Source organism: Bordetella sp. N (genome assembly GCF_001433395.1).
In the GTDB taxonomy this organism is placed as follows: Bacteria; Pseudomonadota; Gammaproteobacteria; order Burkholderiales; family Burkholderiaceae_B; genus Bordetella_C.
Genome location: NZ_CP013111.1, coordinates 4,370,168 through 4,395,061, shown reverse-complemented (window position 1 = coordinate 4,395,061; position 24,894 = coordinate 4,370,168). Strand labels below are relative to the sequence as shown.

The following is a 24,894-nucleotide window of genomic DNA, read 5'->3' as shown; positions in this document are numbered from 1 at the left end:
AACGACGTTAGCCGCCGAAGTCGTCACAAATCGTGAACACCTCTTCTGCGCCACAGCGTTTCCCCCCAAGCGAGACACCTCCATAATCCGGCCGATTCATAAGTCATCACCTGGAGACAAACATGTACCCCTCGCCGACCGCCAGCGTCGTTCCGCAATCCTGTCCTGCCCGCCGCCCGCTCGCGCGCACCATGCTGCTGGCCCTGGCCTGCTCGATCCTGGCCGTCGCCGCCGCTCCGGCGCAGGCCGCTTTCCCTGACCACGCCCTGCGCCTGATCGTCCCCTTCGCCCCCGGGGGCGCGGTCGACGGCGCCGCCCGGCCGGCCGCCCTGGAACTGGGCAAGGCCCTGGGCCAATCCGTGGTCGTCGACAACCGCCCCGGCGCCGGCGGCACCATCGGCATCCAGGCCGCTGAACACGCCCCTGCGGACGGCTACACCTTGCTCCTGGGCAATATCGCTCTGGCATCCGCGCCGGCGCTCTATCCCCAGTCCAATATCAATCCCAAGGACTTCGCCCCTGTCGCCCTGGTCGGCACCACCCCCTACGTCCTGCTGGTGCGCGCCGACTCCCCGATCAAGTCGGTCGCCGAGCTGATCCAGAACGCCAAGACCCACCCCGGCAAGATGAACTACTCATCCGCCGGCACCGGTTCGGCCATCCACCTGGCCGGTGAGCTGTTCAAGGCCAAGGCGGGTCTGGACATCGTGCACGTGCCCTACAAGGGCGCCTCGCCGGCGCTGACGGCCCTGCTGGGTGGAGAGGTCGACCTCATGTTCTCGTCGACCATGGAAGCCACGCCCATGCTGACCAGCGGCAAGGTGCGCGCCCTGGCCGTGACCAGTGCCGAACGCACCAGCCAGCTGCCTAATGTGCCGACGCTCACCGAAGCCGGCCTGCCGGGCTATCAGGTGACGGGCTGGTATGGCGTCTATGTGCAGGCCAACGTGCCGCCCGAGGTGCTGAAGACGCTGCAGCAGAAGGCCCAGCAAGGCATGCGCTCGGAAGATATGCGCAAGCAGCTGGCCAACTATGGCCTGGAGGCCGCCAAGGGCGACGCCGCCGAAGCCCAGAAAATGCTGGACGACGAAACCGCGCGTTGGTCCGAAGTGATCAAGAACGCCAACATCAAGGCCAACTGAGCCTAGACCCGCCGCGCGCCGGCGCCGGTAATCCGGCGTCGGCGCGCGGCCATAGCAGAAGAGAGCAACACGATGGGCATGCATATCCGCAGTGGCGACGGTCCCGCCTACACCCAGGACCTGGCCGCCTTCCTGGCGCGTTTCACGTATGACGAACTGCCGGCCAACGTCGTGCAGGCCGCCAGGCGCGGCATCCTCGACTGGCTGGGCTGCGCTTTCGCGGCCTATCGTCATCCGACGCTGGACAAGCTGCTGGCGGCCCTCACGGAAAACGGCAGCGCCGAGAAAGCCAATGTGCTGGCGCGCGGCACGCGTCTGTCCCATACCGACGCGGCCTTGATGAACGGCCAGATGGGCCATCTGCTGGACTACGACGACACCCATATGGCGGGTGTCATCCTGCATGCCAGTTCGCCCGTGCTGGCGGCTCTGTTCTCGGCGGCGCAGCTGCGTCCGGTCGATGGGCGCACTTTCATCGCGGCTTATGTGGCCGGTTTCGAAGCCGGCGTGCGCATCGGCCAGGCCGCGCCGGAGCATCATCCCGGCGGCTGGCATCTGACCGGGACGCTGGGTACCTTCGCGGCCGCGGCTGCGGTCGGCAAGCTGCTGGGCCTGGATGCCCAGCGCATGACGCACGCCCTTGGCATCGCGGGGACGCAGGCCGCCGGCATGCAGCAGAATCGCGGCACCATGTGCAAGTCCTTCCATGCGGGCAAGGCCGCGGCCAATGGCCTGCTGGCGGCGCTGCTGGCGGAGAAGGGTTTCGACAGCACCGAGGAAATCGTCGAGGGCAAGCGTGGTTTCGCGCGCATCTACAGCAAGACTACGGCGCTGGAGCGTCTGACCGCCGGCCTGGGCCAGGAGTGGATGATCGCCACCAACGGCCACAAGCCCTACGCCTGCGGCGTGGTGCTGCATCCCGCCATCGACGCCATGATCCAGCTGCGCGCCAAACTGGGTGGGCAGCTCGAAGGCGTCGAAGCGGTCGAGTTGAAGGTCAATCCCGCGGTCGTGACGATTACCGGCACCGTGGCGCCGACCACCGGTCTGCATTCGAAGTTCAGCATCTACCACAGCGCCGCCGTGGCGATGATCGACGGCGCTGCTGGGATCGCGCAGTACACCGACGCCCGCGCCGCGGACGAGCAGGTCGCGGCATTGCGCGACAAGATCACCATCGGTGTCGATGAAAACCTGCGCCGTGACCAGGCCTGGGGCAGCGTCAAGCGCAATGGCCAGGTCTTCGAGACCCTGGTGCAGCACGCCACCGGCACCACCGACAATCCGATGTCGGACGCGGCTATCGAAGCCAAGTTCCTGGCCAATGCGGATGGCGCGCGCGATGCCGCGCAGGCCGCCGCCATCGCCAAGGCGACATGGCAATTCGAGCAGCTCGCCGATGTGCGCGAGTTCGTGGCGCTGCTGGCGTAAGCGGTTGAATGTTGAATTGTGGGTGCCTGCCGATCGCGTATTGCGTCGGTATGCACCCTTTGCATTTGCAAGGATCCAGGAATGACCAAGAGCCATAGCAAGAAAGCCGATCCGGTCCAGGACGCGCTGACTCCCATGCCCGAGCTGGCGCCTTATCTGGCGCGCGCGCTCAAGCAACCCTTGCCGCCCGAGGTGGTCGACAAGGCCAAGGCGCATATGCTGGATACCATCGCGTCGATGGTGTCGGGCGCGCAGATGAAGGCGGGCAGCGCGGCGATTGCCTATATCAAGGCGCTGGGCGAAACCGGCACGCGGTCCGCGGTGGCCGGCACGCGCCTGTACACCTCGCCGGTGCACGCGGCGCTGGCCAACGGCATGTTCGCGCATGCCGACGAGACCGATGATTCGCACGCGGCGTCCTTGACGCATCCCGGTTGCGGCATCGTGCCGGCGGTGCTGGCCGCGGCCGAGTTCTTCGGCCGCAGCGGCCAGGACATGCTGCGCGCGATGGTGCTGGGTTATGACATCTGCGCGCGCCTGACCCTGTCGCTGCATTCGTATGCCTTCCGAGTCGCGGGACATTCGACGCATACCTTCGGGCCGAATTTCGGCGCGGCGGCGGCGGCGGGCGCCCTGGCAGGACTGGATGAAACGCAGTGCCGCTACGTCATGTCCTATGCCGCGCAGCAGGCGTCCGGCGTGGCTTGCTGGATGCGCGACAAGGACCATATCGAGAAGTCCTTCGACTTCGGTGGTATGGCCGCGCGCAACGGCGTGAGCGCCGCCATCATGGTCGCCAGCGGCTGCACCGGCGTTGACGATGTGTTCTCGGGCGAGCGCAATTTCTATCATGCCTTCGGCGATGATCCTGACCGTCTGGCCCTGGGCCGCGAGCTGGGCAGCCGCTATGAAATCCTCGGTACGGGCATCAAGCGCTGGACGGTGGGTTCGCCGATCCAGGCGCCGCTCGATTCGACGCATACGCTGGTGCATCGGCATTCGTTGCGGCCGGACACGATCAAGGCCGTGCGGGTGCGCATTCCGCATGAGTCGCTGACCATCGTCAACAACCGCGACATGCCGGAGATCTGCCTGCAGCATCTGGTGGCGACCATGCTGATCGACGGCAATATCGATTTCCATTCGGCGCACGATCGCGCGCGCATGCAGGACCCCACGGTGTTGGCGCTGCGTGCCTTGATCACGCTTGAAGGTGACGACGAGCTGTCCAAAGCCATGCCCAGCCGCCAGGGCATCGTGGAGATCACGTTGTATGACGGCAGCACCGTCGTGGAACACACCAAGGCCGTGCGCGGCACGCCCTTGAATCCCATGACCCAGGAAGAAGTGCAGACCAAGGCCATGGGGCTGCTTACGCCCGTGCTGGGCGAAGCCCAGTCCCGCGTGCTGTGCGACACCGTCTGGGCTTTGGAAAAATGCCACGACGCCCGCGCGTTCACGGCCTTGATGCAGCCAGCTGAGTGATGGCGCACTATCCCGGGCCTTGCGCCGGGATAGTGTGCTGTCAGCCCTTCAGCCCTCTGGCGTTGGGCATGGAGCGGTAGCCCCGGGGTTCGGCCATTGCTATTTGAATGGATTCACGATTGTCAGTCTCGCGCCGACCTTGAGCCCATAATGCATGTCCTCTGTGTATAAGACGCTGCAGTCCGTTGATGCCGCGGCTGCAACGATACAGGCGTCATAGAAGGAGATTTCATAACGCGAGGCAATTTGCCTTGCGAAGTTATGGATCTCTAGCGTCAGGGGGCTAACGGAGCAGAGCTGCTGTATGACGTCAATGATCTCGTCGATCTCTTCCCACGATCGTCCCAGTTTGCGTCGACATACATTGGTGACTTCATTGAGTACCTGGACGCTGATGGTAGGGCGGCCCTTCAGCAGCGTCCTTACGACGCCTACTTTGCTCGGCTCATCCGCGAACAGATATAGCAATACATTGCTGTCGATGAATGCCGGCTTGTCAGCCTCGATCATTGGCGTCATCCCGGTTGAACTTGAAATCGGGCGGGAGCTTGCCTCGATACTTGTTCAACCGATCTAAAAGCGCATCCGCCGTTGGCTTTTTGCGCACGGCGAATTGGCGCGGGCCGTCGACCACGATTTCGATGTCGTCACCTTCTTTCAATTCCAATACCTCCACAAGACTGGCCGGTAGCCGGACAGCCAGGCTATTGCCCCATTTGGCTACTTGCATGGCACTCCCCTCTGGATATACACACGCAAATTGTATATCCATTCGCTGTCCGGGGCATCACCGCCATGCCGTGCGATCGCAGTATGCGCTTTTGAGGCCAGGATTCGGCTCGGAAGGATAATTTCAGCCTAGGGCAATACATCCGCGATGGGCGTCGTGGTTCACGCTATGTGCGTGGCTCGACGTGTCAGCACGCGACTCAGGCCAATGCCGCCGCACCCTGGTAGATCACGTAGACGCCTACCAGGGTGATGAGGATGCCGGAGAAGTAGGGTGCCTTGCGGGCAAATTCGCCGAAGCCGCTCCAGCGGCGCGCCGCATGGCGCAGGCTGAGGGCGGCGAGGGCGCCGGATGCGACCAGGGTGAGGGCCAGGCCTATGCTGAAGCCGAGTACCAGGGTGGCGCCCAATGCCACCTTCTTCAGGTGCAGGCACAGCAGCAATACGGTGATGGAGGCGGGGCAGGGGATCAGGCCGCCGGTCAGGCCGAACAGGATCACCTGTCCTGTCGTCACTTCACGATTCGTGAAGCGGCGGCGGATGTCGTCGGCGTGGGCTTTCTCGTGCGGGTCCTGATAGGCTGGCGCGGCGGCTTCCCACTCATGCAATGCGGCGGCGCTGGTGACGCGCTTGGTGTCGTCGTGAGCATGGTCATGATCGTGGTCATGGTCATGGTCATGGTCGTGAGCGTGGTTGCCGCCATGATCGTGAGCATGTTCATTGCCATGGTCGTGATCATGACCGTGCTGGTGGCCGTGATCATGCCCGTGATGGTGATCATGGCCGTGTTCATGATGGTGGCCATGACCATCCGCCATGCGCTGGTTGCGCCACGTCCGCCACAGCATCCAGGCCGCGACGCCGATGATCAATACGCCCGAGACGATCTGGAAATAAGGCTCGCTGGCCTCCGCGTCCCAGTTGCTGCCGAAGTACAGTCCGGCCATGGCCACGGCCCACACCACCGCGGTATGCGACAGCGTCGCGGATAGTCCCAGGAGCACGGCCTGCGTCAATGTTCCGCGGATGGCCACGATGAACGCCGCCATCATGGTCTTGGAGTGTCCCGGCTCCAAGCCATGCAGCGCGCCGAGCACGATGGCACTGGGCAGAAAGAGCCAGGCGTTGCCTTGCTGAAGGAGGGTGGAGAAGTCGGTCATGGAGAGGTAGCCGGAAAGTACGCGTAGAGGTGGACTATACTCCCCCCTAGTATATGGCGTGCTAATTTCCACGCTCTTGTAGCGGCAATTCCGTGACCGCTTTCACTTCCCGAGGTCTTCTTATGCACACCATCCGCGACAAAGCCAAGCTGCTCGCTCGCGTCCGGCGCATCAAGGGCCAGGTCGCGGCGTTGGAGAGCCAGCTCGATCAGGAAGGAGATTGCGGCGCCATCCTGCAGCAAGCCGCCGCCGTGCGCGGTGCCGTCAACGGTTTCATGAGCACCATCATCGAAGGCCATCTGCACGACCACGTCGTCCACGAGCCCGAACTGAGCCAACGCCAACGCGACCTCGACATCGTCATGCAGGCCATCAAGTCGTATTTGAAGTAATTGCGGGCGGGGGAGTGTCAGCGGAGAATCGCCGAAAGCAGGCGATTGATCTCGCCGGCCAAACGCAAAAAAGCCCTGAGCGATTAAGCATCAGGGCTTTCTGCGTGATCGTTGTTGTCACAAACAACGATCTAAAATTCTGGCGGAGCGGACGGGGCTCGAACCCGCGACCCCCGGCGTGACAGGCCGGTATTCTAACCAACTGAACTACCGCTCCGCAGCGGTATGTATTACTACAACCTAGCCAGAGTAAACTGGCGTCCCCTAGGGGATTCGAACCCCTGTACTCACCGTGAAAGGGTGATGTCCTAGGCCTCTAGACGAAGGGGACCTGGAACTGCTGTACTGCGAACTACTTTACTGCAACTTCGCATCCGGTAGGAGTGGTGGAGGTAAGCGGGATCGAACCGCTGACCTCTTGCATGCCATGCAAGCGCTCTCCCAGCTGAGCTATACCCCCGTATCCGGACTACTTCAACAAATCTTGCCGTAAAAAACCGGTTCAATACTGCTTGGTGAACCACTCTTTTGCTGCTGTCTTTGCTGCCGTTGTTTTGTTCCGTCGGCGAAGAAACGAGATTATGCACGAACTTTTTGGCGTGTGCAAGCCAGGGTCCAAATATTTTTAAAAAAGACGAAAAATTTTTTAGGCGTGGCACTTGCGCCCTTCTGACGGGTCTCACGTTCAGACTCAGGAGCACGGTATGAGCAACACCGCTTTTCCCACGCGCCCATTGGGCCGTACCGATATGTCCATCACTCGCGTCGGCTTCGGCGCATGGGCGGTCGGCGGCGCGGATTGGGCCGCTGGCTGGGGCGCCCAGGACGATAGCTCGTCCATCGCCGCGATTCGGCACGCGGTCGAACGCGGCATCAACTGGATCGATACGGCGGCCGTCTATGGCCTGGGACACTCGGAAGAAATCGTACGCGCCGCGTTGAAGGGCCTGCCGCCCAGCCAACGCCCTTACGTATTCACCAAGTGCGGCCTGGTCTGGGACGACCACGATCGCCACGCCGCACCGCGCCGCGTGGGCGCCGCGGCCAGCATCCGACGCGAAGCGGAAGCGTCCTTGCAAAGACTGGGTGTCGAGCGCATCGACCTCTATCAAATGCATTGGCCGTCAGGCGACGGCGCGCCCATCGATGAATATTGGCAAGCCCTGCTGGACCTGAAACAGGCCGGCAAGGTACGCGCCATCGGTTTGTCCAACCACAACGTCGCGCAACTGGAGGACGCCGAGCGCCTGGGCCATGTCGATACCCTGCAGCCGCCGTTCTCCGCCATCCGGCGCGACGTGGCCGCGGATCTGCTGCCCTGGTGCGGAGCGCGCGGCACGGGTGTCATCGTCTACAGCCCCATGCAATCGGGTCTGCTGACCGGACACTTCACCAACGAGCGCGCACAAAAGCTCGCGGCCGATGACTGGCGCTCGCATAACGCCGAATTCCAGGGCGCGAACCTGGCGCGCAACCTGGCGCTGGCCGAGGCGCTCAAGCCCGTGGCGGAACGCCATGGTTCAACGGTGGCGGCCACCGCGGTGGCCTGGACGTTGGCGTGGCCAGGAGTGAGCGGCGCCATCGTCGGCGCTCGCGCGCCGGCCCAGGTGGATGGCTGGCTGGGCGCGGCCACGCTGGAACTGGACGAAGACGACATGGCGGAAATCGCCGCGGTCATCGAAACCGCGGGCGTCGGCACTGGGCCCGCATCGCCGGCTCGTCAGGCGGGTGCGGCGTTACCCGTGGTGGACGATCGCCACGGCACGCATAGTGGATTGAATCTGCCGTAGGACGCAGCGCAATGGCGGCTGCATGCAGCGAGCGGCCTGCATGGCCCCCAAGGCCCCCGAAGCCTCAACGGCCACGCGTCACGCATCACGCCATCAGACGCGCCGGCGTTCCCGCAATCGCACCGCACCCAAGGCCACCAGCCCGATGGCGAGCAGCACTTCCATCGGCAGGTTGCCGGTCAGTGCATAAGGCGTCAGGCCGGTCATGCCCTGTACCTGCGTGGCCAGTTCGGCGCGCGTCATCGGCGGCAACTCCGCATACACGCGTCCCTGCGGGTTGATGGCCACCGTCAAGCCGGTGTTGGTCGCGGCCAGCATGGGGCGCGCGGTCTCCAGCGTGCGCATGCGGCCTATCTGCAAATGCTGGCGCAAGGCCCACGAATCGCCAAACCAGCCAAGATTGCTGATGTTCAACAGGATGCTGGCGCCGGCCTCGCCATTGGGCCCGGGCCTGACCGCGGGCAGCAGCTCTTCGCCGAACAGATCCTCGTAGCAGATGTTCAGCGCGATACGCTGGTCGGCCACCGGGAAGGGCGCCTGCCAGCGCGCGCCGTTATCGAAATCGCCCAGCGGAATATTGAGCAGATCGACGAACCAGCGGAAACCCGGCGGCACGAACTCACCCCAGGGCACCAGATGCTGCTTGTCGTAGCGCGTGGCGATTTCGCCGCTACGCATGTCTTCGACCGAGCTGTTGGCGTCGAAGCCGATCGCGCTGTTGGTCCAGCGGTCCTTGCCGTTGACCACGCGATGCAAGGGCACGCCCATGATGATGGCGGCCTGGCGTTCGGCGGCGATGCGCTTCCAGATATTCCAGACCTCCGGCGGCAACTGGTCCTGGAACACGGGCAGCACGGTTTCCGGCAGCACGATCAGCTGCGGCGCCGGCGTGCCTGCCGGCGGCGGCAGCGAAGCCTGATTCATGTGCTGGATCAGGCCCTGCTCCATCAGCGCGGGATCGAATTTTTCAGACTGTCCGACATTGCCTTGAACCAGGCGCACTTGCAGCGGCGCGCCCACGGGCTGCGACCAGGTGCGCAGACCCAGGCCCCAACCGGCCAGCGCCAGCAGCACGGCCAGCATCGCGGGGACGGCGCGGCGGGCGTCTACCGTCGCATCCTTGCGGGGCTGCCACAGCACGGCCAGGGCCGCCGCGGCAAACGCCGCGATGAGGACGATGCCGTAAAGCCCCAGCACGGGCGCCCAGCCCGCCAGCGGGCTGTCGACGTGGGCATAGCCGATGTTGAGCCAGGGGAATCCGGTCCACAGATTGCCACGCACCCATTCCAGCGCGCCCCAGGCCACGCCGAAGGCCAGCGCGGACCGCAGCCGGGCCTTCCAGCTACCGCCATCGGCCGGCAAAGGCGCCAGCCAGCGTGCCAGCGCGCACGCGGCCGCCGGGAAGATCGCGAGAAACGCGCCCAGAGCGAACACGCCCGTCGCCGCCAGCGGCGCCGCGAGGTCGCCGTAGCGATGCATGCTGATGAACAGCCAGTACAACCCCGCCGTGTAGCAGGCGGTATTGAACAGCCAGCCGTACCAGAACGCGCGGCGGGGACCCGGCGCCGTCAGCACGCGCCAGGCGAGCACCGCCAGCACGACGAGTTGCAAGGGGGCCAGAACGGCGTCCGGCAAGGGGCCGGGCGCGAAGGTGAACGCCTGCACGGCGCCGACCGCCAGCATGGCGGCCGCGCGTGACAGGCGCGGATAGCGGGCCGTCAGCATCATCCCTGCGGCGTGGCGGGAGGCAGGCGCTTGACGCGCAGCCACAGCGGGCGGCGGGCATCGGCGCGAACGACTTCGATGCGCAGGCCGTCATGCTGGACCGATTCTCCGCGGCGCGGGATGCGTCCCAGCTGGGCGCTGACCCAGCCGCCGACCGTGTCGTAGTCGTCGTCGGGCAGGGTGCTGCCGAAGACTTCGTTGAACTTGGCGATTTCGGTCGTGGCCTGGACGCGCCACAGGTTGTCGCCTTCGGCGAAGATGGTGGTTTCTTCGTCCTCGTCGAACTCGTCTTCGATGTCGCCGACGATCTGCTCCAGCACGTCTTCCATGCTGACCAGACCGGAAATCCCGCCATGTTCGTCGATGACGATGGCCAGGTGGTTGCGGCTGGCGCGGAACTCATGCAGCAGAACGTTGAGGCGCTTGGTCTCGGGAATGAAGACGGCCGGGCGGACCAGGGAGCGCACTTCGATGCCGGGTTCCAGCATGCAGCGCAGCAGGTCCTTGGCCAGGAGGATGCCGACGATGTTGTCGCGGTCGTCTTCGTACACGGGGAAGCGCGAGTGCGCGGTTTCGATGACGGCGGCCAGCAGGTAGGGCAGGGGCTGGGAGATATCCAGCAGGTCCATGCGCGAGCGGGGCACCATGATGTCGCCGACCGTGCGTTCTGACACGGCCAGGGCGCCCTTGATCATGGTGTACGACTCGGCATCGAGCAGATCGCGCTCGTGCGCTGCCTCCAATACCGCTTTGATGCCTTCGCGGTCTTCCGGCTCACGTCTGACCAGGGAAAGGATGCGGTCGAGCAGGGATTTATTGGAGGATTTGGCCGGGCGGGTCGCGTCGGCCTCGGTGGCAGGGTAAGGGTCGGGCATCGTCCAGAGGACAAGTTACAGAATCGGCCAGCATAACCGATGTTGTGGGTCGGTTTTGTAACCGGGGAGGGAGGGTTGAGGGACGGAGCCCCTCAACTTCTTCTCCCGGAGGTGCCGGTCCTACACCTCGGTGTAGGGATCAGCGATCCGCAGGGCGGCCAGCAGCTGGGTTTCCAGCGCTTCCATGCGGCGCGCGTCGCGAGCCTTGATGTGGTCGTAGCCCAGGGAATGCAGCACGCCGTGTATCGTCAGATGGGTCGCATGCGCCAGCAAGGTCTTGCGCTGCTCGCGCGCCTCGCGCACCAGCACGGGAACGCAGAGCACGATGTCGCCACGGGCCGTGCCCAGCGGATCCACGCCGTATTCGAAGGTCAGCACGTTGGTGGCGTAGTCGCGGTTACGGAACTCGCGGTTCAGGCTGCGTCCCTCGGCCTGTCCGACCAGGCGCAGGCTGATTTCGGCCCCGTCGAAGTCCACCAGCCCGTCGGCCTGCGCGCCGGCCAGCGCGTGGGCGACCCAGCGGCGCAGGCGCCAGCGCGGCAGCCGCGGCTCGGCCACGGCGTACTGCACCGCCAGCGCAAGCGCCGGCCCGGCTGGCGTCGGCTTCCGCGCCGCCGCGCCCGCAGGCTTAACCGCCTTGACCTTCTTCGCAGTCGTAGCCGCAGCGCCCGTCTCAGACTTCATCTTCAGCCGCCGCGTCATAGGCATCGACGATGCGCGCCACCAGCGGATGGCGCACCACATCGCGGCTGGTGAAACGGGTGGTGGCGATCCCCTGTACGTCCTTCAGCACGCCGACCGCATGCGCCAGCCCGCTTTGCTGGCCGCGCGGCAGGTCGACCTGGGAAGGATCGCCGGTGATCACCGCCTTGCTGCCGAAGCCGATCCGCGTCAGGAACATCTTCATCTGTTCCGGCGTCGTGTTCTGCGCCTCGTCCAGGATGACGAAAGCATGATTCAACGTGCGGCCCCGCATATACGCCAGCGGCGCGATCTCGATGGTCTGCTTTTCGAACAGGCGCTGTACCCGCTCGAAACCCATCAGGTCATAAAGCGCGTCGTACAAGGGCCGCAGATAGGGATCGACCTTCTGCGCCAGGTCGCCAGGCAAAAAGCCCAGGCGTTCGCCGGCCTCCACGGCCGGCCGCGTCAGTACCAGCCGCTGCACGGTATCGCGTTCCAGCGCGTCGATCGCGCAAGCCACCGCCAGCCAGGTCTTGCCGGTGCCGGCCGGACCCACGCCGAACGTGATGTCGTGCTTGAGGATGTTGTTCAGATAGTCGCGCTGCCGCGGCGTGCGCGGCCGCAGATCGCTGCGGCGCGTGCGCAGGGAGATGCCGCCGCTTTCGTCGTCCAGCTCCGGCACGGGCATGGGTTCCACCTGGTGGGAATCGGCCTTGGCCTTGGCCTCGGCCTCACGTGCCCGCGCAGCACCGATTTCCACCAGCCCCAGCTGGATGTCGTCCACCGACAGGGGCATATGCACGGCCTGCTGATAAAACTGCCGCAGGGCGCGTGCCGCCAGCTCGGCTTGTTCCCCTTCCAGGACCACCCGATTGCCGCGCCGTTGCAGCGTGACCCCAAGGCCGTCGGCCAGTTGCCGCAGATTCTCGTCCAGCGGGCCGCAGAGGTTGGCCAGGTGGGTGTTGTCACCATCCAGTGTCACGGTGACGGGCAGGGCGCGGCGGGCGCCGCGGCTGCGGGGAACGCTGCTCATCCTTGTGCTGCTCCTGTGGCGCCACGCGCCTGCTCGATGCCCGCCACTTCGGCGCGCAGGGAATTGGTATAGGCCTGGGTGATGACCACGTCCACCATCTGGCCGATCAGCCGCGCCGACGCCGGGAAATTCACGATGCGATTGTTTTCGGTGCGTCCCATCATTTCATTGGGATCACGGCGCGACGGCCCTTCGACCAGCACGCGTTGGGTGCTGCCGACCATGCCTTGGCTGATCGCCGCGGCCTGCTCGTTGATCAGGGCCTGCAGGCGCTGCAGCCGCTTGAGCTTGAGGTCCTGCGGCACGTCGTCCTGCAGGTCGGCGGCCGGCGTGCCCGGACGGCGCGAGTAGACGAAGGAGAACGACGTGTCGAAACCGACATCGGCGATCAGCTTCATGGTCTTCTCGAAATCGCTTTCGTCTTCGCCGGGGAAGCCCACGATGAAGTCCGACGACAAGGTCAGGCCCGGTCGGGCTTCACGCAGGCGGCGCACGATGGATTTGAACTCCAGCGTCGTATAGCCGCGCTTCATGGCGGCCAGCACGCGGTCGCTGCCCGCCTGCACCGGCAAATGCAGGAAGGACACCAGCTTGGGCAACTGCCCGTGGGCCTGGATCAGGCGCGGGGTCATTTCCTTGGGGTGCGACGTGGTGTAGCGGATACGCTCGATGCCGGGGATCTCGTGGACGTATTCGAGCAGCAGGGCGAAATCGGCGATTTCGCCGCTGTCGCCCATGGCGCCCCGGTAGGCGTTGACGTTCTGTCCCAGCAGGGTCACTTCCTTGACGCCTTGATCGGCCAGGTCGGCGATTTCGATCAGCACGTCGTCGAAGGGGCGCGACACTTCTTCGCCGCGCGTGTACGGCACGACACAGAAGCTGCAATATTTACTACAGCCTTCCATGATGGACACGAAGGCGGTCGCGCCTTCGACACGCGGGGGCGGCAGGGCGTCGAATTTCTCGATGTCGGGGAAGCTGATGTCCACCTGGGACACGCCGATGGCCTTGCGCTGGCGGATGAGCTCCGGCAGGCGATGCAGGGTTTGCGGGCCGAAGACCACGTCCACATAGGGCGCGCGCTTGACGATGGCTTCGCCTTCCTGGCTGGCCACGCAGCCGCCCACACCGATGACCAGGTCCGGCTTGGTCTTCTTCAGGTGCTGGACGCGGCCGAGATCGGAAAAGACCTTTTCCTGGGCCTTTTCCCGCACCGAACAGGTGTTGAACAGGATGACGTCGGCGTCTTCGGGATTGTCGGTGAGCTCCAGGCCCTGGTCGGCACGCAGCACGTCGGCCATTTTTTCCGAGTCGTATTCGTTCATCTGGCAACCGAAGGTGCGGATGAAGAGCTTGCGGGCCGACTGGGGAATGAGGATGGGGGTCGCTACGGCGTCGCCGGAGGCGGGCGTGGACGGCGCGGCAGGGCGCTCGCCCTCGCGCTTGAGGGAAATTTCTTGCATGGTGTAAGCCGTGACGGGTGTAGATCCCGGGGGCGGGGAAGGAGGAAAACGCATAATTTTACTCCGCGCCGCACCTTGTCTCTTTATTGTCTTGGCCGGACGATACGATTGCGGGCTATTATTCGGCGATTCCGTCGGGGGCCTGGCCCCATCATTGGTTCTTCCTAGCCTGGGTCCCTCGTCGATGCGCGAATTGCCTCCTTCGCCCACCAGTACCACTGCTGCTTCCGTCGCCACCCCCGCTGCTCCCGCCCGTCGGGGGGCTGCCCGCTTCGTGCCGCCAGCACGCTGGGTCGCGGTGCTGCTGGCCGGCGCCATCGTGCTGGCACTGCTGGCGACTTATGTCGACCTGCCCCTGGCCATCTACATCCACAAGACGGTGTCCGCCAACGTCGACGGCGCCTTCAATATGATCGGACAACTGGGCGAACGGGGCGAAAACTACGCCCTGGGCGCCTTGCTCGTCTATGGATTGTCGCTGTATGCCATCCGGCGCGGCTGGTCGGAACCCTGGCCGGGCGCCTACGATCGCATGGCCCGCGGCGGCCTGCTGATGGTGGCCGTGCTGGCCGTCGGCGGTATCGCCACCGGGCTGCTGAAGCATCTGGTGGCGCGCGCCCGCCCCATCATGTATTTCGAGCACGGCTTCTACGGTTTGGGCAGCATGTTCGGCGGCAAGCGGTTCACGTCCTTTCCGTCCAGCCACACCTTGACCGCCTTCGGCGTCGCCGTCACGGTGGCCATGGTCTTCCCGCGCTGCCGCTGGCCCGCGTTGCTGCTGGCCACGCTCATTGCCGTCAGCCGCCTGATCAATCTGGATCACTACGCTTCCGACGTCACCGGCGCGGCGCTCATCGCGCTGGTCACTGTCGTGCTGCTGGCGCCTTATTTCCTGGACTCAAGCCGACAGTGGCCTTTGCGCCCGCCGTCGCGCTGGTTCAAACGCGCCTGAATAGCCTTGACGCCGGCATGGCCCTGCCTGACCGAAGTCAGGGCAGGGCCGATCGGGCCAGGGCCAGGCTCAATAACCGACCGCGTAGCCATCCTTGCGATGGTCAGACGCAGCCAGATAGCCCTCGTTCATCCGCATGGCCATCTGCGCGCTGCCGAATTCCAGATTGAAGCGCTCGGCGATCTCGATGGTGTGGCCCATGTCGCGCAGTTGCGCGACGACTTCCGGCGGCGTATTCCATTCCACCGCCACGCGCAGATTGTCGTCGGTGATGCGCCAGCGCGGCGCATCGCTGGCGGCCTGCGGGTTCTGGCCGAAGTCGGCCAGGCGGCTGACCATCTGCAGATGGCCCTGCGCCTGCATGGAACCGCCCATCAGGCCAAAGCTCATCAGCGGCTGGCCGTTCTTCATGACGAAGCCCGGGATGATGGTGTGGAAGGGACGCTTGCCCGGCGCCACGACGTTGGCGTGTCCGGCGCGCGTGCTGAAACCCCAGCCGCGGTTGTGCAGGGCGATACCCGTGTTGGGGACGACCACGCCGGAACCGAAGCCCTTGAAGTTGGACTGGATGAAAGACACCATGGTGCCGTGGCGGTCCGCCGCCGTCAGGTAGACGGTGCCACCGCTGTGCGGCGTACCGGGTCGGGGCGCGCCGGCCCGGCGCGGATCGATCAGTTTCGCGCGTTCGGCCAGATAGCCGCGGTCCAGCAGCTGCGCGGCAGTGACCGGCATATGGTCGGCATCGCCCACGTACTCGTACATGTCCGCGAAGGCCAGCCGCATGGCTTCTATCTGCAGGTGCAGCGTTTGCGCCGTGTCCAGGCCGCTTTCGCGCAGATCGAAATGTTCCAGCATGCCCAGCCCCATCAAGGCGCCGATGCCCTGGCCGTTGGGGCCGATTTCATACAGCTCGTGATCGCGGTAGCGCATGCTGATCGGCTCGACCCAGTCGGCCTTGTGCGCGGCCAGATCCGCTTCCGTCATCAGGCCGCCGGTCGCGCGGGCGTGGGCCGCGATCGCCGCCGCCAGTTCGCCGCGATAGAAGCTTTCGCCCTTGCTGCGGGCAATACTTTCCAGCGTGTCGGCCTGGCCGGCGCAGCGCCAGCGTTCGCCGGGCAGCGGCGCGCGGCCGTTGGGGGCGAAGGACTCGGCATAGCCGGGCTGGCCGCTGAGTTCAGGTACCTGCTTCTGCCATTGCCTGTGTACGGTGGGCGAGACCAGATAGCCGTCGCGCGCGTAACGGATGGCGGGCTCGAACAGATCCTCGAAAGGCAGGGAGCCGAATTTTTCCCAGATGGCGCGCCAGCCGGACACGGTGCCGGGCACGGTGACGCTGTTCCAGCCTATCTTGTCCATGCTGTCCAGGTGGGCGAAGCGCGCGGTGTCCCACGCGGCCGGCGCCCGTCCCGACGCATTCAGTCCATGCATCTCGCCCTTGTGCCAGACGATGGCGAACATGTCGCCGCCGATCCCGTTCATGCAGGGCTCCACCACGGTCAGTGCGATGGCCGTGGCCAGCGCGGCGTCGATGGCATTGCCGCCGCGCGCATACATCTGCAGGCCGGCCGAACTCGCCAGGGGCTGCGAGGTGCTGACGACGTTGTCGGCCAGCACGGGCATGCGTTGGGACGGATAGGGGAGTTTCCAGAAGGGATCGGCTATGGGCATGGCTGGTGATCGCTGTAAGGGAGGAAAAGGGCTGACGTAGTTAAAAGACTGCTTGAACTGGCTGCGTGAGCTGACTGCGTGCGCTGACCGCGACTAACGCGCTGACTGCGCTTACTGCGCCGCGGAAGGCGCGATGTGCAGGCTTTCGACTTTCTGCTTCCAGAATACGCGCTGGTCGTGGATGAAGCGCGGCGTGTCGGCGCCGGAGATGTCGCTGACTTCGAAGCCCGGCACCTCAATGGCTTTGCGGAAGGCGGGATCGGCCTGGACCTTCTTCAAGGCCTTGTCCAGGATGGCGATGCGATCCGGCGGCGTGCCCTTGGGCACCATCAGGGCGAACAGGTTCTCCGATTCCAGGCCGTTGATGCCCAGTTCCTTGAACGTGGGTACGTCCGGCAGCGAAGCCAGGCGCTTGGCGGCGGCGACCGCCAGCACATTGATGCGGCCGGCCTTCTGCTGCGGCAAGGAACTGGAGGGGCTGTCGAAGAAGAAGATCGACGAGCCCGTGATGACTTCCGGCAAGGCCTGGCTGCTGCCCTTGTACGGAATCTGCAGGGCATTGACGCCGGTCTGTTCCTTGAAGATTTCGCCTTCCAGGTTGGACAGGGTGCCGGCGCCCATGGACGCGTAGTTGTAGCCGTTGGGCTTGGCCTTCAGTTGCTCGACCAGGGTCTTGACGTCCTTGATGCCGCTGTCGCTGGGCACGACCAGGATGTGCGGCGCGCTGGCGATGCCGCCCACGGCATCCAGGTCGTCCAGCGAGATGCGCTGTTTGCCGTTGATGGCTTCGTTGATGGTGCTCGATCCCACCGACGAGATGTACAGGGTATAGCCGTCCGGCGTGGCGCGCGCGGCCGCCTGCATGCCGATCAGCCCGGCGGCGCCGGGACGATTGACCACCACGATGGACTGGTCCAGCGCCGCGCCCATCTTCACTGCCAGTTCACGCGCCAGCACGTCGGTGGCGCCGCCGGGCGGGAAGGAAATGACCAGCTGGATGGACGTCTGGGCCGGATAATCGGCCGCGCTGACGGGGCCGGCGGCGGCGATGCCCGCGGCCAGCGCGCAGCCAGCCAGCAGGCGGCGGCGCGTTGCCGATGGATATTGGCCGCGAGCGCTGGGCAAGGCGGCAGAAGACGAACGGTTCATGCGGATACCCCTTGATGATCGAATGAATGGCGCCTTGTATTTTGTTTGCGCGCCTTGGAAGTATGGTCTCCGGCAGTGATTTTACGAATTGCGTTTTTCGCAATCAATTTCTAGTATTCGAACATGAATTGCCTTTTAGGCAATTGCGTGACTCATCTATCCACTTGGGCCTATAAGCCCGCCTCTGCCATGCTCGATACCGCCCATCGTTATTTCCTGGAAGTCTTCCGCACCGGCAGCATCAAGGACGCGGCGGCGAACCTGCATGTCGTGTCCTCGGCGGTAAGCCGGCAGATCACCAAGCTGGAAGAGGAAACCGGCACGGCGCTGTTCGAGCGTCGCCCCAACGGCATGGCGGCCACGCGCGCGGGCAATCTGCTGTTCGATTACGTGCAGCGCGCCGCCATGGACGCGCAACGCGCGCGCCACGAATTGCGCAGCTTGCGCGGCGGTGAATCCAGCACCATCCGCATCGGTGTCAACGAAACCGTGGGCCGCAATGTGCTGGCGTGCATACTGGGCGCTTACCGCGCAGCTCATCCGGAAGTGGTCTTTCGCCTGAAAGCCGCGTCTTCGGCCGGCGTCACGCAGGCCTTGATGGATGGCAGCGTGGACATCGGGCTGGCTTTCCACATCAAGAGCAGCACCCCGCCGGCCAGCAATGTGGAGGTGCGCCACGAGGTCGATTCGCCGCTCAGCGCCATCATGGCGCCCGATCACCCGCTGGCCGGGCGCGCGCGGATCGCCCTGGACGACCTGAAGCCTTATCCCATCGCGCTGACCGATTCAGGCGCCACCGTCCGCCTGCTGTTCGACGCCTGCGCGGGCGCGGGTGACGTTTCACCCTTCGATATCGCCTTCGCCAGCAATTCCTCGTCCATCATCTATGCCATCGTCAAGGGCGGCCATGCAATCACCTTGGGCGGGGAAATCATCCTGCGCGGCGAGCTGGGCCGGCGCGAACTGGTCAGCGTGCCCCTGGCGGAACCGCAGTTCGCCGGCCGCACGCTAAGGATCCAGACCGCCGCCAAGCGCCCGCTGCCGGAAGCCGCGGAAACCTTCGTCCAGGCTTTGATCGAAGCGATGTAGCTGCCGCCCGAAGCCGCATGCAAAAAGGCCTGAGCCCGGTGCGATACCGGGCTCAGGCCTTTGGACTTTACTGCTGAAGCTTTACTTGTGAAGCTTTACTGCTAAATCAAGCGCCAGGCTCAGGCGATTTCCGGGCCTTCGCCTTCCTTCTTCACCGGCTTGACCAGGTCTTCGCGCTTCACGCCGAACCACATGGCCAGGGCCGCGGCCACGAACACGGACGAGTAGATACCGAACCAGATGCCGATGGTCAGCGCCATGGCGAAGTAGTGCAGGGTGGGGCCGCCGAAGAACAGCATGGACAGCACCATCATCTGGGTCGAACCGTGGGTGATGATGGTGCGCGAGATTGTCTGGGTGATGGCGCCGTCGATGACTTCCCGCACGCTGGCCTTGCGCTGCTTGCGGAAGTTTTCGCGGATCCGGTCCATGATCACGACCGATTCGTTGACCGAATAGCCCAGCACCGCCAGTACGCCCGCCAGCACCGACAGCGAGAATTCCCACTGGAAAAAGGCGAAGAAGCCCAGGATGATGACCACGTCGTGCAGGTTGGCGATCACGCCGGCCAGGGCGAACTTCCATTCGAAGCGTATGCCCAGGTAGATGACGATGCCCAGCACCACGAACAACAGCGCCATCAGCCCGTTATGCACCAGTTCCTCGCCGACCTGCGGGCCGACGAATTCCACGCGGCGCAGTTCGACCGAGGGATCGGCCGCCTTCAGGGAGGACAGTACCGCGTCGCTTTGCGCCGCCGAGGTCTGGCCATGGGCCAGCGGCAGGCGGATCAGCACGTCGCGCGACGTGCCGAAGTTCTGTACCTGGAAGTCGGCATAGCCCAGCTTGCCGACCGCGGTGCGGACTTCGTCCAGCTTGGCAGTCTGGGCGTAATTGACTTCCATCACCGTGCCGCCGGTGAACTCGATGGACAGATGGAAGCCGCGCGTGGCGATGAAGAACACCGCCGCCAGGAAGGTCACCAGGCTGATGAGGTTCAGCACCAGTGCATGGCGCATGAACGGTATGGTTCGGTGGATCCGGAAAAATTCCATGATGTGCCTAGCGTTTGTTAACTACTTTGTCCGTTGCGGCCGTCGTGGTTAGCGACGGCCGTCCCATGCGCGCCTCGCGCGCATGCCTGTTATTCGCTCTTCGGTTTCCAGACCTGGCCGATAGACAGGCTGGTCAGCTTCTTCTTGCGGCCGTACCAGAGGTTGGCCAGGGCGCGCACGCCCACCACGGACGAGAACATCGAGGTCACGATACCCAGGCAGTGGACCACCGCGAAGCCGCGAATGGGGCCGGAACCGAAGGCCAGCAGCGCCAGGCCGACGATCAAGGTGGTCAGGTTGGAGTCCAGGATGGTGCCCCAGGCCCGCTCGAAGCCCTGGTGGATGGCCTGCTGCGGCGAGGCGCCATTACGCAGTTCTTCCCGTATCCGTTCATTGATCAGCACGTTGGAGTCGATGGCCATGCCCAGGGTCAACGCGATAGCGGCGATACCGGGCAGGGTCAAGGTGGCCTGCAACATGGACAACACGGCCAGCAGCAGCAGCACGTTCAGCGCCAGGCCCGCCGTGGAGAAGGCTCCGAACAGGCGGTAGTACAGCATGATGAAGACGGCGATCGCGACGAAGCCCCACAGGGTGGAGTGGAAGCCCTTGGCGATGTTGTCCGCGCCCAGGCTGGGGCCGACGGTGCGTTCTTCGATGATGGACATCGGCGCGGCCAGCGCGCCGGCGCGCAGCAGCAGAGCGGTGTCGGCGGCTTCCTCGGCGGACATGCTGCCGGAAATCTGCACTTGGCCACCGGCGATTTCACCGCGGATGACCGGCGCCGTGACCACTTCGCCCTTGCCGTTTTCGAACAGCAGGATGGCCATGCGCTTGTTAATGTTGTCGCGCGTCACGTCGCGGAAAATGCGCGCGCCCTTGCTGTCCAGGGTCAGGTGCACGGCCGGCTGCTGGGTCTGCTGGTCGCGCCCGGGCTGGGCGTCCTGCAGGTTTTCACCAGTCAGGATGACCTGGCGGCGCACCAGCACGCCACGGCCGTCACGTTCGTTGTACTTCTCCAGGCCAAAGGGCACGGTGCCGGCCTGCAGGGCCGATTGCGCCGCCGGCGAATCGTCCACCATGCGGATTTCCAGGGTGGCGGTACGGCCCAGCAGTTCCTTGGCCTTGGCCACGTCCTGCACGCCGGGCAGCTGCACCACGATGCGGTCGGTGCCTTGTTGCTGGATCACGGGCTCGGCCACGCCCAGCTCGTTGATCCGGTTATGCAGGGTGCTGATGTTCTGGCTAAGCGCGTTTTCCTGCACCCGGGTAATGGAGGCGGGGCTCAGCACGCCGGTCAACTGGACCTTGCCACCGTCGTTGGTGTCGGTGAATTGCAGGTCGGGCAGGCGCTGGCGCAGCACGCTGACGGCCTTGTCGCGGGCGTCGGTGTTGGCGAAGGTGGCCAGGATCGATTGGCCGCTGCGTTCGACGTTGGTGGCGGGGGCGTTCTGATCACGCAGGGTGGTGCGCACATCGGCGGCCAGCGAATCGTAGCGGCCGGTCAGGGCGCCCTGCATGTCGATCTGCAGCAGGAAGTACACGCCGCCGCGCAGGTCCAGGCCCAGGTACATGGGCTTGGGCTCGAAGAAGCCCAGGGCGTGCATCCACGTCGGCGACGCGGGCAGCAGGTTCAGCGCGACGGTGAAATGGGGATCGCCGGCAACCGTGTTCAAGGTGCGGTCGATCAGGTCGCGCGCCTGCAATTGCTGGTCGGTATTCAGGAAGCGGGCGCGAATGGTGCCCAGGGCGCCGTTCTGCTCGTAATAGACACCTGCCGTCGGGATCTGGGCGGTGGCCAAGGCACGTTCAACCGTGTCCAGCAGGACCTGGTCTACCTTGGACGTGGCCTTGGCGGCCGAAATCTGTACCGCGGGCGATTCGCCGTAGAAATTCGGAAGCGTATAGAGCAGGCCGATAACGACCGCGATCAGGACCGTTAGGTACTTCCAAAGGGGATAGCGGTTCATGGCCGTAACTCTAAGTCTGGACTCAATGCCGGGGGAGAAGAAGAAAGCCGCGCACGCACCCCCCGGCGCCGCGCGGCATGCCGGCCCCTTGCGTCTCGACGCGGGCCGGCCTGGATCAGACGCTTACAGGGCCTTGATGGTTCCCTTGGGCAGCACGGTGGTGACGGCGGTCTTTTGCACGATCACTTCCACCGGCTTGTCGGCCAGCTCGGAAACTTCCACGGTGATGTAGCTGTCGTTCACCTTGGAGACCTTGCCCAGCATGCCGCCGGCGGTGACCACTTCGTCACCCTTGGCCAGGGCCGAAACCAGGTTGCGGTGTTCCTTCTGGCGCTTCATCTGAGGACGGATCATCAGGAAGTAGAGGACCACGAACATCAGGATGATGGGGGCCATGCCGAGCAGGGCGCCACCTTCGGCGGGAGCGGCCTGGGCCACGACGATGCCGAGGTTATCGATGAGGGACATAAGATTCTCCTTGGTTTAATCCGAACCGAATCCGGATCTGAGCAGGTTTTGGATCCAGATTTGCGGATCTTGGTATGTTTTTAGCCACTGTTGAGCGCGAGCCTGTTACAGGGCAGCCCGCTATTGTAGCGATGTTGCAGGAGGGGGCCAGCCTGGCCTGTCCGGGACCCCTAATCCACCCCGCGGGCGCGGTCGGCGGCGAACTGTTCGCGCCAGGCCTGGAAGGTGCCGGCGGCGATGGCGCCGCGCATTTCGTCCATCAGGTTCAGGTAGAAATGCAGGTTGTGCAGCGTGTTCAGGCGCGCCCCGGAAATCTCATTGGAGCGTTGCAGGTGGTGCAGGTAGGCCCGCGAAAAGTGGCCGCAGGTGTGGCAACCGCAGGTGGAATCCAGCGGCCGGGTGTCGTCACGGTAGCGCGCATTGCGGATCTTGACGTCGCCGAAGCGGGTGAACAGCCAGCCATTGCGGGCATTGCGGGTGGGCATGACGCAGTCGAACATGTCGATCCCGCGCGCCACGCCGTCCACCAGGTCTTCCGGCGTGCCCACGCCCATCAGGTAGCGCGGCGCGTTGACAGGCAGGCGGGGCGCCACGTGGGTGAGGATGCGCAGCATGTCTTCCTTGGGCTCGCCCACCGACAGGCCGCCGATGGCATAGCCATGGAAACCGATGTCCGTGAGCCCGGCCAGGGACTCGTCACGCAGGTTTTCGTACATGCCGCCCTGGACGATGCCGAACAGCGCGTTGGGGTTTTCCAGCTTGTCGAAGGCATCGCGCGACCGGCGCGCCCAGCGCAGGGACATGCGCATCGACTTCGCGGCCTCTTCCTGGGTGGCGGCGCGGCCGTCGATTTCATAGGGCGTGCATTCGTCGAACACCATGGCGATGTCGGAGTTCAGCGCGCGCTGGATGGCCATCGATTCTTCCGGCGTCAGGAACAGCCTCGAACCATCGATGGGGGAGGCGAACTTGACGCCTTCCTCGGTGATCTTGCGCATGCCTTGCAGGCTGAAGACCTGGAAACCGCCCGAATCAGTCAGGATGGGCTTGTCCCAGCCCATGAAGCCATGCAGGCCGCCATGCTTGCGCATGATGTCGTTGCCGGGGCGCAGCCACAAGTGAAAGGTATTGCCCAGCACGATCTGCGCGCCGACTTCCTTCAGTTCGTGCGGCAGCATGGCCTTGACGCTGCCATAGGTGCCGACCGGCATGAAGATGGGGGTCTCGACCACACCGTGGTTCAAGGTGATGCGGCCGCGGCGGGCCGCGCCGTCGGTGGCGAGGAGTTCGAAATTCAGTCCGTTCATACTGCTGCGGGGCCGGGGGCGGCCGAGTGGGAGGACGCCAGGGCAGGCGCCACGGGCGATTCGATCAGCATGGCGTCGCCATAGCTGAAGAAACGATAGCGCTCGGCAACGGCATGGGCGTAGGCACGGCGGATGGGGTCCATGCCGGCCATTGCGGAAATCATCATCAGCAGGGTCGACTGGGGTAAATGGAAGTTGGTGACCAGGCCGTCGAGCACCTGGAAGCGGTAGCCGGGCGTGATGAACAGCTGGGTGTCGCCCTGCGCGGCCCGCAGCGCTTGTGGGGGTTGCGGCGTCTGCGGCGTTTGCGGCTGGGCCTGGCCGTCGCCCTGCAACTGCGCCGCGGCGGACTCCAGCGCGCGTGCGCTGGTGGTACCCACCGCGATGACCCGGCCGCCGGCGGCGTGGGCCCGGGCCACGGCATCGGCGGTGGCCTGCGGGACCGTGTACCACTCGGCGTGCATGACGTGATCGGCCAGCTTTTCCACCTGGACCGGCTTGAAGGTGCCGGCGCCGACATGCAGGGTGACGAAGGCGCGCGCCACGCCGACGTCTTCCAGGCGCTGCATCATGGCTTCGTCGAAGTGCAGTCCCGCCGTGGGCGCGGCGACGGCGCCAGGCGCGCGAGCGTAGACCGTCTGGTAGCGTTCGTCGTCCTCGGTTTCGGCGGCGTGGGTGATGTAAGGCGGCAGCGGCGTCGCGCCATGGGCCTGGAGCAGGTCCAGCACGTCGCCGGGGAAGCGCAGGTCGAAGAGGGCGCCCGCGCGGCCCAGCACCGTGACGTCGAAACGATCCGCCAGGCGCAGCACCGTGCCGGGGCCGGGCGACTTGCTGGCGCGCACGTGGGCCAGGGCGCGGTCGGCTTCGACGATGCGCTCGACCAGCACTTCCACCTTGCCGCCGCTGGCCTTGTGGCCAGCCAGGCGCGCCTTGATGACGCGGGTGTCGTTGAAGACCAGCAGGTCGTTGGCGCGCAACTGGCCAGCCAGGTCGGCGAACATGCGGTCATGCAGGCGGCCCTGGGTATCCAGGTGCAGCAGGCGGCTGCCACCGCGCTCGGGGCTGGGATGCTGGGCAATCAGCTCCGGCGGCAGGGCATAGTCGAAATCGGCGACGGAAAGCGGGGACGACACTGCGGGACCGTAAATTTTTTGGAATCCGGTATTGTACGGCCGGAGCCATGGTGCCCCGGCCGGGCGTGTTGCAAACGCGCGCGAATACGGCCGGCCTTGCCTGTATGCTCACGGTTTTACCGAAACAGGCTGGCGGCCTGTTTCTTTTTGGAAATTGCCCCGCGCCGGCCGCTGACGGGGCGGGGAAGTGAAGG

At 65.0% G+C, this 24,894-nt stretch carries 22 protein-coding genes and 3 tRNA genes; 7 read left to right on the top strand and 18 right to left on the bottom strand.

The window, feature by feature from the left end; translation table 11 throughout:
* Positions 1–122: 122 nt before the first annotated feature.
* The 3 genes from ASB57_RS18860 (at position 123) to ASB57_RS18850 (ending at position 4,058) form a co-directional block, all read left to right on the top strand.
* Entirely contained in the window at positions 123–1,142 is a 1,020-nt protein-coding gene (locus tag ASB57_RS18860) for a tripartite tricarboxylate transporter substrate binding protein (RefSeq protein WP_057653613.1), read from the top strand.
* 72 nt (positions 1,143–1,214) lie between these two features.
* Complete coding sequence (locus ASB57_RS18855; protein WP_057653612.1) at positions 1,215–2,573, top strand: MmgE/PrpD family protein; 1,359 nt, start codon at positions 1,215–1,217, stop codon at positions 2,571–2,573.
* An 81-nt stretch (positions 2,574–2,654) separates the two neighbouring features.
* Positions 2,655–4,058 carry an MmgE/PrpD family protein gene (locus ASB57_RS18850; RefSeq protein ID WP_057653611.1) on the top strand — a complete coding sequence of 468 codons (1,404 nt, stop codon included), beginning with the start codon at positions 2,655–2,657 and terminating at the stop codon, positions 4,056–4,058.
* Positions 4,059–4,157: 99 nt separating this feature from the next.
* Here ASB57_RS18850 and ASB57_RS18845 read toward each other — a convergent pair whose 3' ends face one another.
* The 3 genes from ASB57_RS18845 to ASB57_RS18835 form a co-directional block, all read right to left on the bottom strand.
* A complete protein-coding gene (locus ASB57_RS18845) occupies positions 4,158–4,568 on the bottom strand; it encodes a PIN domain-containing protein (RefSeq protein WP_057656261.1) in 411 nt (136 codons plus the stop codon).
* Positions 4,555–4,788: an AbrB/MazE/SpoVT family DNA-binding domain-containing protein gene (locus tag ASB57_RS18840; RefSeq protein WP_057653610.1), complete on the bottom strand. Its 234-nt coding sequence runs from the start codon at positions 4,786–4,788 to the stop codon at positions 4,555–4,557. Before ASB57_RS18840 ends, ASB57_RS18845 begins: the two co-directional genes overlap by 14 nt.
* Positions 4,789–4,987: 199 nt before the next feature.
* Positions 4,988–5,947, bottom strand: a complete 960-nt coding sequence (locus ASB57_RS18835; RefSeq protein ID WP_057653609.1) for a nickel/cobalt efflux protein RcnA — start codon at positions 5,945–5,947, stop codon at positions 4,988–4,990.
* A 122-nt stretch (positions 5,948–6,069) separates the two neighbouring features.
* On the opposite strand from ASB57_RS18835, the gene ASB57_RS18830 reads away from it, so the two are divergent.
* Positions 6,070–6,339, top strand: coding sequence for a metal/formaldehyde-sensitive transcriptional repressor (locus tag ASB57_RS18830; RefSeq protein WP_057653608.1), 270 nt, complete (start codon positions 6,070–6,072; stop codon positions 6,337–6,339).
* 140 nt (positions 6,340–6,479) lie between these two features.
* Here the strand turns inward: ASB57_RS18830 and ASB57_RS18825 are convergent.
* The 3 genes from ASB57_RS18825 to ASB57_RS18815 form a co-directional block, all read right to left on the bottom strand.
* A tRNA-Asp gene (locus tag ASB57_RS18825) sits at positions 6,480–6,556 on the bottom strand.
* A gap of 38 nt (positions 6,557–6,594) precedes the next feature.
* Positions 6,595–6,670, bottom strand: a tRNA-Glu gene (locus ASB57_RS18820).
* A gap of 53 nt (positions 6,671–6,723) precedes the next feature.
* Positions 6,724–6,799: transfer RNA gene (locus ASB57_RS18815), tRNA-Ala, on the bottom strand.
* A 289-nt stretch (positions 6,800–7,088) separates the two neighbouring features.
* Between ASB57_RS18815 and ASB57_RS18810 the strand changes: the two genes are divergently transcribed.
* Positions 7,089–8,129, top strand: a complete 1,041-nt coding sequence (locus ASB57_RS18810; RefSeq protein ID WP_197425151.1) for an aldo/keto reductase — start codon at positions 7,089–7,091, stop codon at positions 8,127–8,129.
* A gap of 93 nt (positions 8,130–8,222) precedes the next feature.
* Here the strand turns inward: ASB57_RS18810 and lnt are convergent, their stop codons facing one another.
* From lnt to miaB, 5 genes are all read right to left on the bottom strand, one after another.
* Positions 8,223–9,857 carry an apolipoprotein N-acyltransferase gene (gene lnt / locus ASB57_RS18805; protein WP_057653606.1) on the bottom strand — a complete coding sequence of 545 codons (1,635 nt, stop codon included), beginning with the start codon at positions 9,855–9,857 and terminating at the stop codon, positions 8,223–8,225.
* A complete protein-coding gene (locus tag ASB57_RS18800; RefSeq protein WP_057653605.1) occupies positions 9,854–10,729 on the bottom strand; it encodes an HlyC/CorC family transporter in 876 nt (291 codons plus the stop codon). Before ASB57_RS18800 ends, lnt begins: the two co-directional genes overlap by 4 nt.
* 120 nt (positions 10,730–10,849) lie before the next feature.
* Positions 10,850–11,413, bottom strand: coding sequence for an rRNA maturation RNase YbeY (gene ybeY / locus ASB57_RS18795; protein ID WP_082622031.1), 564 nt, complete (start codon positions 11,411–11,413; stop codon positions 10,850–10,852).
* Positions 11,403–12,446, bottom strand: a complete 1,044-nt coding sequence (locus ASB57_RS18790) for a PhoH family protein (protein WP_057653604.1) — start codon at positions 12,444–12,446, stop codon at positions 11,403–11,405. Before ASB57_RS18790 ends, ybeY begins: the two co-directional genes overlap by 11 nt.
* On the bottom strand, positions 12,443–13,909 hold the full coding sequence (gene miaB, locus ASB57_RS18785) for a tRNA (N6-isopentenyl adenosine(37)-C2)-methylthiotransferase MiaB (RefSeq protein WP_057653603.1): 1,467 nt from the start codon (positions 13,907–13,909) through the stop codon (positions 12,443–12,445). Before miaB ends, ASB57_RS18790 begins: the two co-directional genes overlap by 4 nt.
* 184 nt (positions 13,910–14,093) lie before the next feature.
* Between miaB and ASB57_RS18780 the strand changes: the two genes are divergently transcribed.
* Positions 14,094–14,861, top strand: a complete 768-nt coding sequence (locus tag ASB57_RS18780) for a phosphatase PAP2 family protein (protein WP_082621704.1) — start codon at positions 14,094–14,096, stop codon at positions 14,859–14,861.
* Positions 14,862–14,930: 69 nt separating this feature from the next.
* Here ASB57_RS18780 and ggt read toward each other — a convergent pair whose 3' ends face one another.
* Both ggt and ASB57_RS18770 read right to left on the bottom strand, forming a co-directional pair.
* On the bottom strand, positions 14,931–16,529 hold the full coding sequence (gene ggt, locus ASB57_RS18775) for a gamma-glutamyltransferase (protein WP_082621703.1): 1,599 nt from the start codon (positions 16,527–16,529) through the stop codon (positions 14,931–14,933).
* A 111-nt stretch (positions 16,530–16,640) separates the two neighbouring features.
* On the bottom strand, positions 16,641–17,678 hold the full coding sequence (locus tag ASB57_RS18770) for a tripartite tricarboxylate transporter substrate binding protein (RefSeq protein ID WP_057653600.1): 1,038 nt from the start codon (positions 17,676–17,678) through the stop codon (positions 16,641–16,643).
* A 147-nt stretch (positions 17,679–17,825) separates the two neighbouring features.
* On the opposite strand from ASB57_RS18770, the gene ASB57_RS18765 reads away from it, so the two are divergent.
* Positions 17,826–18,767: a LysR family transcriptional regulator gene (locus ASB57_RS18765; RefSeq protein WP_197424765.1), complete on the top strand. Its 942-nt coding sequence runs from the start codon at positions 17,826–17,828 to the stop codon at positions 18,765–18,767.
* 119 nt (positions 18,768–18,886) lie between these two features.
* Here the strand turns inward: ASB57_RS18765 and secF are convergent, their stop codons facing one another.
* The 5 genes from secF to queA all read right to left on the bottom strand — a co-directional run bounded on the left by secF (position 18,887) and on the right by queA (position 24,700).
* Positions 18,887–19,822, bottom strand: coding sequence for a protein translocase subunit SecF (secF, locus tag ASB57_RS18760; protein ID WP_057653598.1), 936 nt, complete (start codon positions 19,820–19,822; stop codon positions 18,887–18,889).
* An 89-nt stretch (positions 19,823–19,911) separates the two neighbouring features.
* Positions 19,912–21,792 carry a protein translocase subunit SecD gene (gene secD / locus ASB57_RS18755; protein ID WP_057653597.1) on the bottom strand — a complete coding sequence of 627 codons (1,881 nt, stop codon included), beginning with the start codon at positions 21,790–21,792 and terminating at the stop codon, positions 19,912–19,914.
* A 123-nt stretch (positions 21,793–21,915) separates the two neighbouring features.
* Positions 21,916–22,260 carry a preprotein translocase subunit YajC gene (gene yajC, locus ASB57_RS18750; protein ID WP_057653596.1) on the bottom strand — a complete coding sequence of 115 codons (345 nt, stop codon included), beginning with the start codon at positions 22,258–22,260 and terminating at the stop codon, positions 21,916–21,918.
* A 170-nt stretch (positions 22,261–22,430) separates the two neighbouring features.
* The gene (tgt, locus tag ASB57_RS18745) at positions 22,431–23,567 is read right to left on the bottom strand and encodes a tRNA guanosine(34) transglycosylase Tgt (RefSeq protein WP_057653595.1); all 1,137 of its coding nucleotides are present in this window, start codon (positions 23,565–23,567) and stop codon (positions 22,431–22,433) included.
* Complete coding sequence (queA, locus tag ASB57_RS18740) at positions 23,564–24,700, bottom strand: tRNA preQ1(34) S-adenosylmethionine ribosyltransferase-isomerase QueA (protein ID WP_057653594.1); 1,137 nt, start codon at positions 24,698–24,700, stop codon at positions 23,564–23,566. The genes tgt and queA overlap by 4 nt, the downstream gene beginning before the upstream one ends.
* Between the last annotated feature and the right edge of the window lie 194 nt (positions 24,701–24,894).